This window comes from Agromyces mangrovi (assembly GCF_030296695.1).
GTDB lineage: Bacteria > Actinomycetota > Actinomycetes > Actinomycetales > Microbacteriaceae > Agromyces > Agromyces mangrovi.
The window spans coordinates 1,017,861-1,032,770 of sequence record NZ_AP027737.1 but is presented as its reverse complement, the minus strand read 5'-3'; the positions used below and the strand labels follow the sequence as shown (position 1 = coordinate 1,032,770).

Sequence of the window (14,910 nt, the reverse complement as noted above, 5' to 3'; positions counted from 1 at the left end):
ATGCCCACGCCGCCCGCCTCCGCCCGGCCCGGCGGCGACTGGCGGGCCTCGCTCGATGCGCTGCGCGACCCGGGCGGCGCGATGCAGGGTGAGCGCCGAGCGGATGCCCGTGCCGAACGCTCGGCCTTCCGCGAGCTCGGCCTGCAGTTCGCGCCGCGACACCTGCTGCGGCGCTCCAGCGACCAGTGGCAGGGGCCGCGCGACGAGCCGGCGTCCGACGCGGCATCCGTGGACCGCATCGCGGTGCGCCCGGTCGTGCGGGGCGCGCGCGGCGCGTGGGCGAAGGGCGACCTGACCTGGCAGAACATCGCCTACAAGGGCGAGGGCGCGGGCGTCGATCCGGCGCAGGCGCGCTGGTTCGCGCAGTTCGCCCTGCTGAAGGGCGGCAACCCGGGCACGTACAACCCGTACGGGTCGGCGTGGATCACGCTCGACGCCTACGAGAGCCCGCTGCTCTGGGCGCTGCTCGCCGAAGCCGAGCGGCTCGGCATCACGCTGGCGGGCACGGATGCCGCGTCGCTGGTGCGGCTGCACCGGTCGGCGCGCGTCGTGCTCGACGCCCGGCTCGACGACGACGCGCTGACGCTCGCTCCCGCGCTCGAGCTCGACGGGGTGCCGGGCCCGATCGACGGCACACGGCTCGTCCGCGACCACGGCGTCGTGCGGGTCGACCTCGACGCGGGCGTGCTCGACCTCGCGCCGCTCGTCGCGCCGCTCGGCCCGGCGGAGCACGACCTTCTCGAGCGGCCGTCGGTGGTCGCGGTGCCCGTCGACGACGTGCCCGAGTTCCTGCGCGGCCACTATCCGGGGCTCGCGCGGCGCGTCGCGATCACGAGCGGCGACGAGAGCTTCGTGCCGCCCGAGATCCCGCCCGCGACCCTCGTGCTCGACGTGCGCTACGCCGACGACGGCGGGCTGAAGCTCGCCTGGCGGTGGGAGCATGCCGACGGGCGCGCGAGCGGGCTCGACGCCCCCGACGACGACTTCGCCGACCCGACGCGGGAGCGCGAGGGCGAGGTGCTCGGCGCCGTCGACGTGGTCCTGAGCGGCTCGGCGGCCGGCCGCATGGCGCTCGCGACGGGGTCGTCCGGCATCGCCGACGCGACCGACCGGGGCGGGCTGGAGCCCGCGATCATCCTGCGTGGCGACGACGCCGCCGCGTTCGACCTCGAGGTGCTGCCCGACCTCGCGTCGATCCGCGGGCTGCGCATCGAGCGCCGCGGCGACCCGGCGGCGGTACGCGAGGTGACCGAGCCGCCGCACCTCGCGGTGACGCTCGTCGAGTCGCACAAGGCCGACTGGTTCGACCTCGGCGTCATCGTCACAGTCGGCGGGCGGAAGGTGCCGCTCATGCCGCTGTTCCGGGCGCTGTCGCTCGGGCGCAAGCGCCTGCGCCTGCCCGACCGCACGTACCTGCGGCTCGACCAGCCCGTGCTCGACGACCTGCGCGAGCTCATCGACGAGGCCGGCACGCTCGCCGAGTGGGAGACCGGCCTGCGCGTGCCCGCGAGCCGTGCGAGCCTCGTCGCCGACTTCGAGGACCTCGCGCACGAGGCGGCCCCGGCGGTCGCCTGGCGCGAACTCGTACGCGGGCTCGACGACGGCGAGGTCGAACCGCTCCCGCAGCCCGAGGGGGTCGTGCTGCCGCTGCGGCCGTACCAGCTCGACGGGTTCCGGCGGCTCGCGTTCCTCTGGTCGCACGGCATCGGCGGCGTGCTCGCCGACGACATGGGGCTCGGCAAGACCGCGCAGTCGCTCGCGCTGGTCGCGCATGCGACGGGTGTCGGGGGTGCGCCGGCGACGGATGCCCCGGGTGGGCCGGGATCGACCGGACCGTGGCTCGTGGTCACGCCCACCTCGGTCGCGTCGAATTGGGTCGCCGAAGCGGCGCGCTTCACGCCGGGTCTGCGGGTCGCCCGCGTCACCGAGACCGAACGCCGCCGGGGAGACCGCTCGCCGACGCCGTCGCGGGCGTGGACCTGGTGGTCACCACCTACGCCGTGCTGCGCCGCGACGACGCCGCGTTCGCAGCGCTCGACTGGGCGGGCGTCGTGCTCGACGAGGCGCAGTTCGTGAAGAACGCGGCGACCAAGGCGCACGGCGCGGTCGAGGCCCTCGCGGCCCCGTTCGTGCTCGCCGTCACCGGCACGCCGATCGAGAACGACCTCGGCGAACTCTGGGCGATCCTCCGCCTCGTCGCCCCGGGGCTGTTCCCCTCGCGCCGCGCGTTCGACGAGCGCTACCGGCGACCCATCGAGCAGGACGGCAACGCCGAGCGCCGGGCGACGCTGCGCCGCCGCATCCGACCGCTCGTGCTGCGCCGCACCAAGGAGCAGGTCGCACCCGAGCTGCCGCCCAAGCAGGAGCAGGTGCTGCAGGTCGCGCTCGAGCCCGCCCACCGTCGGCTCTACGACCAGACCCTGCAGCGCGAGCGGCAGAAGCTGCTCGGACTGCTCGACGACCTCGACCGGCAGCGCTTCATCGTCTACCGGTCGCTCACTCTGCTGCGCCTGCTCGCGCTCGACGCCACCCTCGTCGACGCCGAGCGGCACGCGGGGCTGCGCTCGGCCAAGCTCGACGCCCTCTTCGAGCAGCTCGAGGACGTGCTCGCGGAGGGGCATCGCGCGCTCGTGTTCAGCCAGTTCACGTCGTTCCTCGACCGCGTCACCGCGCGGCTCGACGCCGTGGGCGTGCCGTTCGCACGACTCGACGGATCGTCGTCGACACGTGCGCGCGACGCGGCGGTCGAGCGGTTCCGCGCAGGCGAGGCATCCGTCTTCTGCATCTCGCTGAAGGCCGGCGGGTTCGGGCTGAACCTCACCGAGGCCGACTACGTGTTCCTGCTCGACCCGTGGTGGAACCCGGCGAGCGAGGCGCAGGCGATCGACCGCACGCACCGCATCGGGCAGGAGCGGCAGGTCATGGTCTACCGGCTCGTCGCCGAGGACACGATCGAGGAGAAGGTCATGGCGCTGAAGGCGCGCAAGGGCGAGCTGGTCGCGTCGATCCTCGCCGACGACGAGGGGGTCGACGCCGCCGGTGCGCTCACCGTCGACGACCTGCGCGGGCTGCTCGACGAGTGAACCGCCGAGCGGTATGCGCTTCGGTCAGCCGAGCGTGATCGTCCAGTCCTCGTCGGCCTGCACCGTCACCACCGACGGGCCCGCGGCGAGTGGCGCACTGCCGTCGAAGTTGCCGGTCACGTCGATGAGCGCCGAGCTCGAGAACGCCTGCTCGGACTGCTGGCGCACCACGAACGGATCCTCCGCGTCGTCGCCCGAGTGCGTCGCCGCGAGCGTCGCGGCGTCGCCGCCGTACAGGTACACCGCGTCGTCCTCGCCCGAGACGGCGGAGGGCAGCTCGGATGCGCTCGACAGCTGCGACACGGTGACCTGCCAGTCGCCGGTCGCCGTGATCTGCAGGGTGACGGCGGCGGATGCATCGGAGACGCCGTAGGCCGTCGTGCCCTCGTAGTCCCCGTCGACGTCGACGAGCGGGTCGCCCGTGGCCGAGCCCGACGAGTCGAGCACCGTGACCTGGAAGGCGTCGTCGCCGTCGTGCTCGGCCTGCACGAGGGCGCCCGTCGCGTCGGCGGGCAGGGTGACCGTGCCGTCGCCCGTGCCGCTCTGGCTGACGTCGTCGAAGGTGCCCCAGGTCGCGTCGGCCCACTCCTGCACGGTCTGCGTCGGGGTGGGGGTCGGCGTCGGGGTCGTGGTCTCGGTGGGCGTCGGCGAGGCGCTCTCGGTCGGTGTGGCCGTCGGCTCGGGGGTGTCGCCGGTGCCGATCACGCCCGTCGTGTACAGCACGCCGAAGATCATCGCGATGACCAGCGCGGCGGACGAGACGACCGTGCCGGCGGTCGAGACGCCCTTCTTCCGGTCCTTCTTCGTGAGCGCGATGATGCCGAGCACGAGGCCGATGACGCCCAGCACGATCGCGGCGATCCACGCGATCGGCCAGAACGCGAGGGCCACCGCGACGATGCCGACCACGAGGGCGGCGATGCCGAGGCCGCTCGCCTTCGTGGGCTCGTCGGGTGGGGTGCCCGTGCCGTCGCCCGGGGCGCCGGGGTCCCCGGGGCCGCCGGGGCCCTGCGGGCCGGAGCCGGGGGCGCCTGGGTCGGAACCCGGTGCGCCCGGCGAGCCGGGGCCCTGCGCGGGCGGGTACGGGCGGGTGGCGTCGTCGTCCGGGCTCGTCATGGCGGTTCCCCCTCGGTTCCGTGCGCCATGTTGCCAGCGTCGTCCGCTTGTGGCAACGCCCCGGCGGCGGGTCGCGGGTTCCCGTGCGGGCGCGCGGACGGAAGGATGGTGCCCGTGAAGGATCGCGCGAACCTGCTGGTGGGGGCCCAGTTCGTGCTGCTCGCGCTCCTGCTGCTGCCGGGCCCGTCGCTCTGGGGTGGGCCGGTGGTCGGCGTCGTCGCGGCCGCCGTCGGCGTCGTCGGGGTTGCGCTCGCCGTGGCCGGCGCTGCCGTGCTCGGGCGCGACCTCGTGCCGTGGGTCGCGCCGCGCGAGGGTGCGCCGCTGCGCACGGGCGGGGTGTTCCGGTTCACGCGGAACCCGATCTACCTCGGGCTCATCCTCGCCACCGCCGGCTGGGTGCTCTGGCGTGCCCGCGTCGAGCTCGTCGTGGTCTGGTCGCTGCTCGTCGTCGTGCTGGTCGTGAAGGCGCACGTCGAACAGCGCGCTCTCGTCGCCGCGTTCGGCGACGACTACCGCCGCTACGCCGACCGCACCCCGCTCATCCTCTGGGGCCGCGGCGTCCGCTGACGCCGCCCGCGCCGCGCCGCCCGCCCGCCCGCGCCGCGCCGCCCGCCCGCCCTCCGTTCCACGCGTTCGGCCCGTCCAAATCACACGGGCCCGCGCTGCAGCACGGGCCAGTGCGACTTCGACGGGCCGGCGTGGAACTCGCGGGCTGCCGAGCGCGCGGATGGCGCCGCGCCTCAGCCGAGCGACTCGACGCGCGACCGGGCGTCGCCGATCGCGTCGTCGATCTCGTCGGCCGCGTCCTCGGCGGCGTCGGAGTCGTCCGCCACCACGGCCTCCGCGAGCCGGTCGATGCCGTCGTCGATCGCGTCGAGGTCGGCCTCCCAGGTGCCGGCGAGCTCCTCGGGCGTGCCGATCGCCCGGAGCTCGTCCAGCTGCTCCGCGAGCCGCACGGTCTCGGTCGCGAGCCGCTCGAAGCGCGCATCCTCGACGTCGCGCTCGAGCGCATCGATGTCGCGTTCCATGCGGTCGAGCCGCCGCTCCGCCTCGCGGGCGAACGCGACGGGGTCGACCGGATCCGCCGGTTCCTCGGGTGCGGGTTCGTCCGCGTCCGGCTCGGTCACCGCATCGTCGCCTGCGGCATCCGACCCCTCGTCGTTCGCGGAGCCCGCGGCCGCATCCGATCCGCCCTCCGCGTCGCCGCCGGACCCGTCCTCGACCGTCACCCCGTCGCCGCTCCCGGCCGTGAGCAGCGCGGCGGTGGTGATGCCGCCGACCAGCAGCACGGCCGCCGCGATCGCCGCCGCGACGAGCCACCATCGCGTGCGCGAGTCGCGCGCTCCGTCGTCCGACGGCGACCCGCCCTCGGCCGGCATCGAGCCGCCGGAGGGCGCCGCCACCTGGGCCGGGGCATCACCGAGCACCTCAGTGGGCTGCTCGGTGAACACCGCGGTCGGTTGCTCGCCCAGATCCGCGGTCGCGCCCTCGCCCGGGACCTCGGCCGGGCCCGCGCCGAGCACCTCGGTCGGCTGCTCGTCGTCCGCCGTCGCCCCCGCGTCATCCGCTGCCGGCCCGTCGCCGCCGGACGCGCGCGGCTGCGTCTGCTCGGTCCAGGCGTCGCCGTCCCAGAAGCGTCGCCGCGAGACATCCGCCGGATCGTCGTACCAGCCCGCCGGTGGCTGCGGGGGAGTGTGCACGTGACCAGCCTAGGCGTGGACCTCGCCGCCGGTTCCGGCACGTGCCGCGTGACCCGGCACGCCCAACTCGTCTCGGCACGCAGAACTCGACGTGCCGAACCGACTTCGACGTGCCGAACGCGCGGGCACGTGCCGAGAACCGACCGCGCGGGCACGTGCCGAGAACCGAACGAACGGATGCGGCGGCCGAACCGCTTTCCACAGGCCGCACGCGACCCTTGTCGGGCGCGACCGGCTCTGGGACAGTTGACCCACTCATGACGACGGGCGACGGCGGCCGTCGGCGCCACGATCGCGAGGAGCATCCGCCCCATGACGTCCACCCCCGGCACCGATACCACGCTGTTCGGCACCCCGCGCGAGCGCGTCGGCGGCGGCTGGATCGCCGCGTTCGCCACCGCCTGGCTCGGCCTCTGGATGGCGCAACTCACGCTCGTGCAGCTGCTGCTGCCGACCCAGGTCGACGCGCTCGTCGCGACCGACACCTGGCAGGACAGCGTGCTCGCGTTCGGCATCGTGTCGGGCATCTCGTCGGTCGCCGCGATCATCGCGTACCCGGTCACGGGCGCGCTCTCCGACCGCACGACCTCGCGCTTCGGCCGCCGTCGCCCGTGGATCGCGGGCGGCGCGCTGCTCTTCGCCGGCTCGCTCCTCGCGCTCGGCGTGCAGACGACGCTCGTCGGCGTCGCGATCTGGTGGTCGCTCGCGATCACCGGCTTCTGCGCGCTGTCGGCCGCGATGACCGCGATGATCTCCGACCAGGTGCCGGTGTACCAGCGCGGCTTCGTCTCCGGCGTGATCTCGGCGCCGCAGGGCGTGGGCATCATCGGTGGCATCCTCCTCGTGACGACCCTCTTCACGGGGGCGGTCGCGGGCTACGCCGCCCTCGCCGTGCTGCTCGTCGTGCTCGTCGTGCCGCTGCTGCTGACCGCGCCCGACGCAGTGCTGCCCCGCGACGAGCGCCAGCCGTTCACGTTCGCCGGCATGCTGCAGGGCTTCTGGATCAGCCCGCGCCGCTTCCCCGACTTCGGCTGGACGCTGCTCAGCCGCGTGCTCGTCAACATCGGCAACGCGATCATCACGGGCCTGCTGCTGTACTTCCTCATCTACTCGTACGGCGACACCGCGGAGCAGGCGGAGGACGACCTGCTGCTGCTCACGCTCGTCTACACGGCCTGCTCGATCGCGGCGGCGCTCGTCGGCGGGCGGCTCTCCGACCGGCTCGAGCGGCGGAAGCCGTTCGTCTTCGCGGCATCCGCACTGCAGGCAGGGGCGCGCTGCTGCTGCTCGTCTCGACCGATTTCGCGGTGATCATGGTCGCCGGCGCGGTGCTCGGCACGGGCTACGGATGCTTCCTCGCCGTCGATCAGGCCCTCGCGACGCAGGTGCTGCCCGACGAGCACTCGCGCGGCAAGGACCTCGGCATCATGAACATCGCATCGGTGGTGCCGCAGGCGATCGGGCCGATGATCGGCGCGCTGATCGTGACCGCGGCGGGCGGCTTCTGGGCGCTGTTCATCGCGTCGGGCGTGATCGCGACGCTCGGCGCGCTCGCGGTGCTGCCCATCCGCATCGCCCGCTGACGCTCCCCGAGTGCTGGCACGTCGAAATCGTTCCGGCACGCTGAACTCGACGTGCCGAACCGACTTCGACGTGCCGAACCGACTTCGACGTGCCGAACCCGCGGGCACGTGCCGAGAGGGTCGGTGAGCGGATGCCTCGGGCCGGCGCTATGGGCGGGGCCGGCGCGGCGCGCGCGGCGGGTCGATGCCGAGCAGCAGGCGCGTGCGGCGGCGCTCGACGACGATGCCGACGGTGCCGATCGCCCAGAGCGGCAGCTGGGTGAGGAACGCGACGCGGAACGCCTCGAGGCTGTACGTGTCTGGGGTGCCCGCGCCCTGCAGGTCCATCGCGACGCCGATGGCGAGGATCGCGGCGAGGCCCGCGATGAATCCGCCGGAGTTGATGATGCCGGTCGCGGTGCTCAGCCGGTGGCTGGGCGTGAACGCGCGGGCATGGTCGAACGACACGAGCGACGCCGGCCCCCGAGCCCGATCGCGACGGCGAGCAGGAGGAGCAGCCAGAGCGGTGCGGCGACGGGCCAGGCGATCACGGCGAGCCAGACGACGACCTGCGCACCGATGATCGGCAGCACGAGCATGCGCGAACGGCGCAGCGGATGCCGGTGGGAGAGCGCCCCGACCACCGGGCCCGCCGCGAGGCCGGCGATCACGATGACCGACATCACGGTCGACGCCGCGGCCGGCGAGAGCCCCTCGCCGACGGTGAGGAACGGGTAGCCCCAGAGCAGGATGAACGCGTTGACCGACAGCGGCGGCGTGAAGTGCGACCAGAAGCCGAGCCGTGTGCCCGGGTGCCGCCACGACTCGGCGAAGCCCTGCCGCAGGTCGGCGCTCGAGACGACCTTCCGCTGCACCTCGACGCCGGGCGGCCGGTCGTTCAGGATCGCGAGCATCAGCACGGCGAACAGCAGGCACGTGCCGGCGAGGGCGCTGAAGGCGACCGTCCAGGTGGTGGCGCGCAGCAGCACGGCGAGCGGGATGACCGAGACGAGCTGGCCGAGCTGCCCGATGATGCCGGTGAGCTGCACGACGAGCGGGGCCTGGCGTTCGGAGAACCACGCCGCGACCACGCGCAGCACGCCGGGGAAGATCGCGGCGTCGCCGGCGCCGATCAGCACGCGCGCGAGGATCGCCACGCCCACGTCGGTCGCGAACGCCATGATGACCTGCCCGGAGGCCATCACCAGCATCCCGAGCACCATCACGGGCTTGCTGCCGAAGCGGTCGAGCAGCAGGCCGACCGGCACCTGCATGCCCGAGTACACGGCGAGCTGGATGACGGCGAACAGCGACAGCGTCGAGGCATCCGCATCGAATCGCACCGCGGTGTCGACGCCGACCGCCGCGAGCGAGGTGCGGTTCGCGACCGCGAGCACGTACGCGCCGACGCCGACGGCCCAGACGACCCACAGCCACCAGCGACGGACGGCCGGGGTCGGGGGCGGTGCAGTGGTCACGGTGCCTTCAGGGTGCGCAGCGGGCGGGATCGCGTCGCCGCGGTGCGCCGCGGGTTCCAGCGTAGACCTCCCGAGGTGTCGTGCATTGTTCTAGTGATACCCAAACAATCTGGTATCGTGGACGCATGCTCATCCGCATCGATCCCGGCAGCGACGTGCCCCTGTTCGCGCAGGTCGCCGCATCGGTGCGCGCCGAGGTCGCGGCCGGCCGCGCTCATGCGGGCGACCGCCTCCCCGCCGCGCGCGAGGTCGCCGACTCCCTCGACATCAACCTGCACACCGTGCTGCGCGCCTACCAGGACCTGCGCGACGAGGGCCTCGTCGACCTGCGTCGCGGTCGCGGTGCCGTGCTCACTCCCGCCGTCGCCGGGCTCGCCGAGCTGCGTGACGACATCGCCCGCCTCGCCGAGCGCGCCCGAGCGCTCGGCCTCAGCCCCGACGCGCTCGCGTCCCTCGTGAAGGAGTCCCTCCGATGACCACGCCCCGCCAGGCCCGCTCCGAGACGACGGAGTCGATGCGCCGCGCCCGCACCCGGTTCCTCGTCGTGACGATCGTGCTCCCCGCAGTGCTCGTCGCCATCGCGCTCGTGCTGCAGTTCGCCTGGCTGCCCGAACTGCCGGCGACCGTCGCGACCCACTGGAGTGGCAGCGAGCCCGACGGGTTCGGCCCCGCGTGGACCTACCCGGCGCTCACCGTCGCGATCGGCCTGGGCGTGCCCGCGCTGCTCGCCGCAGTCACGGTGCCGCAGGCCGTTCCCGACGGGTTCGGCACCACCACGCGGCTGCTCGGCGCGGTCATGCTGGGCCTCTCTACGCTCATCGCGGTGTCGCTGACCTGGGCGGTCGGCATGCAGCGGGGCCTCGACGACGGGGCGGATGCCTCGGGCATCGGCGTGCCGATGCTGGTCGCTGCCGTGGCCGGCGCGGTCGCCGGCGTCGTCGGCTGGTTCGTGCAGCCGAAGACGGAGCCGCCCGCCGCGGAGGTCGAGCCGGGGCAGCCCATCGAGCTCGTGCCGGGCGAGCGCGCCGTCTGGGTGCGTACGACCGCGGTCGCGACGCCCGCGCTGGTCGCGATCATCGCCGCGGTCGTGCTCGTCGCGGGTGCCGCGGTCGTGCTCGGGGTCACGAGCAGTTCGGCCACCTGGGCCCTCTGGGTCGCCGCCGGCGCGCTCGCGCTCGCCGCCGTCACGCTCGCGTTCCGGGTGCGAGTCGACGCCACCGGCCTCACCGCGCGCTCACTGCTCGGGGTCATCCGGTTCCGCGTGCCGATCGAGCAGGTGCGTCGCGCCGAGGTCGTGCAGGTGCGCGCCATGGCCGAGTTCGGCGGCATCGGCCTGCGCTTCGCGCCGGACGGGCGCTTCGGCATCGTGCTGCACAGCGGCACCGCGCTGCAGGTGCATCGGGAGGGAGGGCGCGTGTTCACGGTGACCGTGGACGACGCGGCGACGGCCGCGGGCCTGCTGTCGGCGCTGCAGCGGGCCAGGTAGGGGCGCGCGCCTCAGACCCAGCCGCGACGCACGGCCTCGGCGCCGAGCTGGATGCGGGTGCCGACGCCCGCGACGTCCATGAGCGCGGCGATGCGACGCTGCACCGTGCGCAGGGAGATGCCGAGCTCGGTGGCCGCCGCGGCATCCGTCAGCCCCAGCAGCAGCAGGCGCAGCAGGTCGGTGTCGGTGCACGCCTCGTCGCCCGAGCGCAGCTCGCCCTCGCTGGTCACGGTGGTCGCGAGCCGCCAGTGCTGCTCGAAGGCCGCGACGACGAGGTCGAGCAGGGCACCCGCGTGCAGCACCAGCGCGGTCGGCTCCTCGCCCGGGTCGTCCGGCGGGGTCCAGAGCAGCGCGCTCGCGCGATCGCTCACGACGAGGCGTGCGGGCAGGTGGGCGGCCGCGCGGATCTCCTCGCCGATGCGCGCAGACGTGCGCGCGGTGCCGACGATGCCGAGGCGTTCGAGCACCGCCGTCTCGACGAGCACGCGGTAGCGCACGCCGCGGGCCAGCGCCCGCGCCTCCTCGACGTTCTCGCCGGGCCCGCGGAGCATGCTGTCGTCGCGCACGAACAGGTCGATCGACGACGCGGCGGCGGCCTGCAGCTGCGACACGCGCTGGCGGATCGCCGTGCGGCCGACCACGCGCTCGACCACGTCGGCATCGCTCGTGCGCGCCGTGTTCGCACGGTACATCTCGCTCAGCTGCACGAGCGTCTCGTGCGCGGCGGACAGCCCGCGCTCGTGCTCGAGGAGCAGGGGCGCAGCGCGATGGAGGGCGGCGAGGCGACGAGCAGGTCACGGTCGGTCGCGCGCCGCGCGACCAGTCCGCCCTGCTCGAGCGCGTCGACCACCTGCGCCAGGTCGATTCCCACCAGGTCGGGCTGTGACGACAGGTCCGCGAATCGCACGGACGGCTGGGCGAGGATCGCCCGGTAGACGGCCGTGTGCGACGCGTCCAGCCCGATGACGTCCAGCATCCGGTGGCCTCCTCGCACTCGGTCGATGACGTGTCACGCCATGGCGGGTCATGGCCATGGCGCGTCTCCGCCACACCCTACCGGGCCGGGGCGTGCGAACCTGTCTGCAAGCCCTGTGCCGAACCGGTGGTCGTTCCCCCCGACGAGCCCCTTGCGCCATCGGCCGTTCCCCCCAACGGCCTGAGCAGTGAAGGCTTCACCGTCGGTTCGCGATGGGGCTCCCGTGGCCGCCGCCCGAGGAAGACCTCCGGACGGCGGCCACGGGCTTGCCTGCCGGCGTTACGACGCGGCGGCCGCGTCCCGCTTCGGCAGCACCCATCCGGGCCGCGCGAAGTGGCAGGTGTACCCGTTCGGGTACCGCTCCAGGTAGTCCTGGTGCTCGGGCTCGGCCTCCCAGAACGGGCCGGCGTCGGCGACCTCGGTGACGACCTTCCCGGGCCAGAGGCCCGATGCGTCGACGTCCTCGATCGTGTCGATCGCGGTGTCGTGCTGCGCGGCCGACGTCGGGTAGATCGCCGACCGGTAGCTGCGCCCGAGGTCGTTGCCCTGGCGGTTCTTCGTCGTCGGGTCGTGGATCTGGAAGAAGAACTCCAGCAGCTCGCGATACGAGGTGCGGGTGGGGTCGAACACGATCTCGATCGCCTCGGCGTGGTCGCCGTGGTTGCGGTAGGTCGCGTGGTCGACCTCGCCGCCGGAGTAGCCGACGCGGGTCGACAGCACGCCCGGGCGCCGGCGGATCAGGTCCTGCATGCCCCAGAAGCATCCGCCCGCGAGCACTGCGGTCTCGGCGCCGGGGATCGTGGTCAGCTCACCGGGAGCGGGGGTGGTGGTCATGATGCGTCCTCCTTCTCGGACATCTCAATGGTCGCATCCGCGTGCCCGGCGGGCGCCGACCGGTCGTCATCGGGCGACCCGAACAGGGTGCGGTACTCGCCGTAGCCCTCGGCCTCGAGCCCGGCGACCGGGACGAACCGGAGCGCGGCCGAGTTGATGCAGTAGCGCAGGCCGCCGGCATCCGTCGGCCCGTCGTCGAAGACGTGCCCCAGGTGGCTGTCGGCGCCCGCCGAGCGCACCTCGACGCGCTTCATGAAGAACGACCGGTCGACCTTCTCGGTCACCGACGCGTCGTGGATCGGCCGGGTGAAGCTCGGCCAGCCCGACCGGCTGTCGTACTTGTGGGTGGAGGCGAACAGCGGCTCGCCCGACACGACGTCGACGTAGATGCCGTCCTCGTGGTGGTTCCAGAACTCGTTGCGGAAGGCGGGCTCGGTGCCCTCCTCCTGCGTGACCTTCCGCTGGAGCGGGGTGAGGCGCGCGAGCGCCTCGGGGGTGCTGCGGTACTCGGGGGACATCTCGTTCCTCCTTCTCCAGGCGCCGCCGGCTGCGACGCCGTGTGCCCGCCGGTGATTCGGCGACATCAGGGAGAACGGATGGGAGCGCGGGGCTGTTCCGCCGAAGCTGGGAGCCGGCTGCGAGTTGCCGGGGCGGTCGGGTGGCACGGGGCCGGCAGGCGAGCGGATGCCCCTGACTCAGCCGCGCTGCACCCGCCCGACGTACCACCAGCGGCCCTGCTCGCGCACGAACCCGCTGCGCTCGTGCAGGCTGCCCCGCTCGTCCGCGCTGCGGTGGTAGGCGGTGAACTCGACCACGCCCTACGAGTCGAGCGGGCCGCCGCCGACGGTCTCGTCGATGTCGAGCCGGTACCAGCGCTCGCGCGGGTCGAGGCCGATGACGTCGGGTCGGGAGCGCGGATGCCACGTGGCCGACAGGTACTCGCCGTCGTGCACCGCGAACGCGGAGTACCGCGATCGCATGAGGGCGAGCGCCGTGGGGGCGACGCGCTCGCCGCGGTGCAGCGGGCCGCAGCACTCGCCGTAGGTGAGGCCGCTGAGGCATGGGCAGCGGGCGTCGTCGGGCAGCGGGGTCTTCGCGGTCACCGTTCCAGTATGCGCGGGCCGGGTGCGTCCGGCGTCGGCCGGCCGCGCCGGTCGCGCCGACGCGGCCCGCGGCTCAGGCCGCCTGCCGCAGGGTCTCCACGAGCGGGGTGGTCGGGCGCCCGATCAGGCGCGCGAGCGTGCCGTCGGCGTCGGCGAGCGCCCCGTCGCGGATGCCGGCGTCGAGCGCGGCGACGAACCCGGCCGTGCCCTCGTCCAGCCCTGCCTCCTGCAACGCGGCGATGCGCTCGTCGACGGTGAGGCGCGCGTACTCGACGTCCCGGCCGAGCACCTCCGCGATCGCGGCCGCGAGCTCGTCGAACGTCCACGGGTGGTCGCCGGCGAGCTCGTAGGTCTCGCCCACGTGCCCGTCCTCGAGCAGCACGACGGCGGCCGCCTCGGCGTAGTCGGCGCGCGGCGCGCTCGCGACCCGGCCGTCGCCGACCGCCGCGAACACCCTGCCCGTGTCGGCGGCGATCGCGAGGTCGCCCAGGTAGTTCTCCGAGTACCAGTTGTTGCGGAGGATCACCGCGGGCACGTCCGACGCGGCGATCGCCTCCTCGGTCGCGCGGTGGTCGGCCGCGAGCACGAGCGGCGTCGTGTCGGCGTGCGGCGCGCTCGTGTACACGAGCTTGCCGACGCCGGCCTCCGCGGCCGCCGCGATGACGTTGCCGTGCTGGGCGACCCGGGCGCCGAACTCCGTGCCCGAGACGAGCAGCAGCGCGTCGACCCCCTCGAGCGCGGGCCGAAGCGAGTCGGGGTCGGCGTAGTCGAACCGCACGACGCGGATGCCCCGCTGCGCGAGTGCGTCCGCGTCGGAGGGCGTGCGTGCGCCGGCGACGAGGTCGTCGGGCGAGGCGCCGCGGGCGAGGAGGGCGTCGATGACGAGCGGGCCGAGCTTGCCGCTCGCACCGGTGACGAGGATGGTCATGCGGGGGATCCTTCCGTGGGGGTCTCCCACCCCAACCGCTGGAGGGCCGCGACCCTTCCCCGGGCACGAGAAACGGCGCCCGCACCGGGTGGGTGCGGGCGCCGTGGCGGGGTGCGCGGGTGCGGGTCCCGAGCGGGTCAGGCGGTGACGGCCTCGCGGCCCTCCGCCTCCTCGACCTTCGCGGGGGCCGGGGTGACCAGGAGGCCTGCGCTGCCGAGCAGGATGGTCACGACGCCGGTGCCGACGGCGAAGAGCGCGACGCCGAACGAGACGACCGAGGTGAACAGCGACGCCCGCAGGAACGAGGCGTTCATCATGGTGGCGCGCACCGGGTCGTCGCGGTCGAGCTCGGCGTAGGTGAGGCCGCCGCTCGCCTCGAGGGCGTGGTGGTTGATGATGTCGGCCTGCGCGTACGCCGTGAGCGGGCCGGCGACCGGCTCCCCGCCGAGGAAGGCGGCGTCCTCGGCGACGACGATCTGCTCGTCGGCCAGCTGGGTGCTGACGGCCGACCAGGCGACCGCGCCCGCGGTGACGAAGACGGCGCCGATCGCGATGGCGATGATGCTGAGGACTCGGGCCGTCGTGCGGCGGACCGGGCTGAGGGTGGTGGTCATGTGCTCGTCCCCTTGTTCTGGTGTGGTGTG

The 14,910-nt window shown here is 74.1% G+C and carries 17 protein-coding genes and 1 pseudogene; 7 read left to right on the top strand and 11 right to left on the bottom strand.

Annotated features, from left to right (window positions below):
• Together QUE38_RS04935 and QUE38_RS04930 are read left to right on the top strand one after the other, a co-directional pair.
• On the top strand, positions 1-2,076 hold the full coding sequence (locus QUE38_RS04935; RefSeq protein ID WP_286310492.1) for an SNF2-related protein: 2,076 nt from the start codon (positions 1-3) through the stop codon (positions 2,074-2,076).
• Positions 1,983-3,083: a DEAD/DEAH box helicase gene (locus QUE38_RS04930; RefSeq protein WP_286310491.1), complete on the top strand. Its 1,101-nt coding sequence runs from the start codon at positions 1,983-1,985 to the stop codon at positions 3,081-3,083. Before QUE38_RS04935 ends, QUE38_RS04930 begins: the two co-directional genes overlap by 94 nt.
• A gap of 24 nt (positions 3,084-3,107) precedes the next feature.
• Here the strand turns inward: QUE38_RS04930 and QUE38_RS04925 are convergent, their stop codons facing one another.
• Positions 3,108-4,199: a DUF4190 domain-containing protein gene (locus QUE38_RS04925; RefSeq protein ID WP_286310490.1), complete on the bottom strand. Its 1,092-nt coding sequence runs from the start codon at positions 4,197-4,199 to the stop codon at positions 3,108-3,110.
• Between the two features lie 114 nt (positions 4,200-4,313).
• On the opposite strand from QUE38_RS04925, the gene QUE38_RS04920 reads away from it, so the two are divergent.
• On the top strand, positions 4,314-4,766 hold the full coding sequence (locus QUE38_RS04920; protein ID WP_286310489.1) for a methyltransferase family protein: 453 nt from the start codon (positions 4,314-4,316) through the stop codon (positions 4,764-4,766).
• Positions 4,767-4,939: 173 nt separating this feature from the next.
• On the opposite strand, the gene QUE38_RS04915 is transcribed toward QUE38_RS04920, so the two are convergent.
• On the bottom strand, positions 4,940-5,899 hold the full coding sequence (locus QUE38_RS04915; protein ID WP_286310488.1) for a DUF2510 domain-containing protein: 960 nt from the start codon (positions 5,897-5,899) through the stop codon (positions 4,940-4,942).
• Positions 5,900-6,211: 312 nt separating this feature from the next.
• Here QUE38_RS04915 and QUE38_RS04910 point away from each other — a divergent pair, with 312 nt between their 5' ends.
• Both QUE38_RS04910 and QUE38_RS04905 read left to right on the top strand, forming a co-directional pair.
• Entirely contained in the window at positions 6,212-7,210 is a 999-nt protein-coding gene (locus QUE38_RS04910) for an MFS transporter (protein ID WP_286310487.1), read from the top strand.
• 2 nt (positions 7,211-7,212) lie between these two features.
• The gene (locus tag QUE38_RS04905; protein ID WP_350227626.1) at positions 7,213-7,482 is read left to right on the top strand and encodes an MFS transporter; all 270 of its coding nucleotides are present in this window, start codon (positions 7,213-7,215) and stop codon (positions 7,480-7,482) included.
• A gap of 147 nt (positions 7,483-7,629) precedes the next feature.
• On the opposite strand, the gene QUE38_RS17440 is transcribed toward QUE38_RS04905, so the two are convergent.
• Both QUE38_RS17440 and QUE38_RS04900 read right to left on the bottom strand, forming a co-directional pair.
• Positions 7,630-7,929 carry a hypothetical protein gene (locus QUE38_RS17440; protein ID WP_350227559.1) on the bottom strand — a complete coding sequence of 100 codons (300 nt, stop codon included), beginning with the start codon at positions 7,927-7,929 and terminating at the stop codon, positions 7,630-7,632.
• On the bottom strand, positions 7,884-8,939 hold the full coding sequence (locus QUE38_RS04900) for an MFS transporter (RefSeq protein ID WP_350227558.1): 1,056 nt from the start codon (positions 8,937-8,939) through the stop codon (positions 7,884-7,886). Before QUE38_RS04900 ends, QUE38_RS17440 begins: the two co-directional genes overlap by 46 nt.
• Before the next feature lie 125 nt (positions 8,940-9,064).
• Between QUE38_RS04900 and QUE38_RS04895 the strand changes: the two genes are divergently transcribed.
• Positions 9,065-9,415, top strand: a complete 351-nt coding sequence (locus QUE38_RS04895; RefSeq protein WP_286310485.1) for a GntR family transcriptional regulator — start codon at positions 9,065-9,067, stop codon at positions 9,413-9,415.
• A complete protein-coding gene (locus QUE38_RS04890; RefSeq protein ID WP_286310484.1) occupies positions 9,412-10,425 on the top strand; it encodes a DUF1648 domain-containing protein in 1,014 nt (337 codons plus the stop codon). The genes QUE38_RS04895 and QUE38_RS04890 overlap by 4 nt, the downstream gene beginning before the upstream one ends.
• Before the next feature lie 11 nt (positions 10,426-10,436).
• On the opposite strand, the gene QUE38_RS04885 is transcribed toward QUE38_RS04890, so the two are convergent.
• From QUE38_RS04885 to QUE38_RS04855, 7 genes and pseudogenes are all read right to left on the bottom strand, one after another.
• Positions 10,437-11,132 (bottom strand): transcriptional regulator TrmB, encoded by a 696-nt coding sequence (locus tag QUE38_RS04885; protein ID WP_286310483.1) that lies wholly within the window; start codon positions 11,130-11,132, stop codon positions 10,437-10,439.
• Complete coding sequence (locus QUE38_RS04880; RefSeq protein ID WP_286310482.1) at positions 11,123-11,401, bottom strand: hypothetical protein; 279 nt, start codon at positions 11,399-11,401, stop codon at positions 11,123-11,125. The genes QUE38_RS04885 and QUE38_RS04880 overlap by 10 nt, the downstream gene beginning before the upstream one ends.
• A gap of 279 nt (positions 11,402-11,680) precedes the next feature.
• Positions 11,681-12,235, bottom strand: coding sequence for a peptide-methionine (S)-S-oxide reductase MsrA (gene msrA, locus QUE38_RS04875; RefSeq protein ID WP_286310481.1), 555 nt, complete (start codon positions 12,233-12,235; stop codon positions 11,681-11,683).
• Positions 12,232-12,753, bottom strand: coding sequence for a peptide-methionine (R)-S-oxide reductase MsrB (gene msrB / locus QUE38_RS04870; protein WP_286310480.1), 522 nt, complete (start codon positions 12,751-12,753; stop codon positions 12,232-12,234). The genes msrA and msrB overlap by 4 nt, the downstream gene beginning before the upstream one ends.
• 177 nt (positions 12,754-12,930) lie before the next feature.
• A pseudogene (locus tag QUE38_RS04865) lies at positions 12,931-13,320 on the bottom strand (YchJ family protein).
• 91 nt (positions 13,321-13,411) lie between these two features.
• Positions 13,412-14,266 carry an SDR family oxidoreductase gene (locus QUE38_RS04860; RefSeq protein ID WP_286310479.1) on the bottom strand — a complete coding sequence of 285 codons (855 nt, stop codon included), beginning with the start codon at positions 14,264-14,266 and terminating at the stop codon, positions 13,412-13,414.
• 137 nt (positions 14,267-14,403) lie between these two features.
• The gene (locus QUE38_RS04855; RefSeq protein WP_286310478.1) at positions 14,404-14,880 is read right to left on the bottom strand and encodes an aromatic ring-opening dioxygenase LigA; all 477 of its coding nucleotides are present in this window, start codon (positions 14,878-14,880) and stop codon (positions 14,404-14,406) included.
• Between the last annotated feature and the right edge of the window lie 30 nt (positions 14,881-14,910).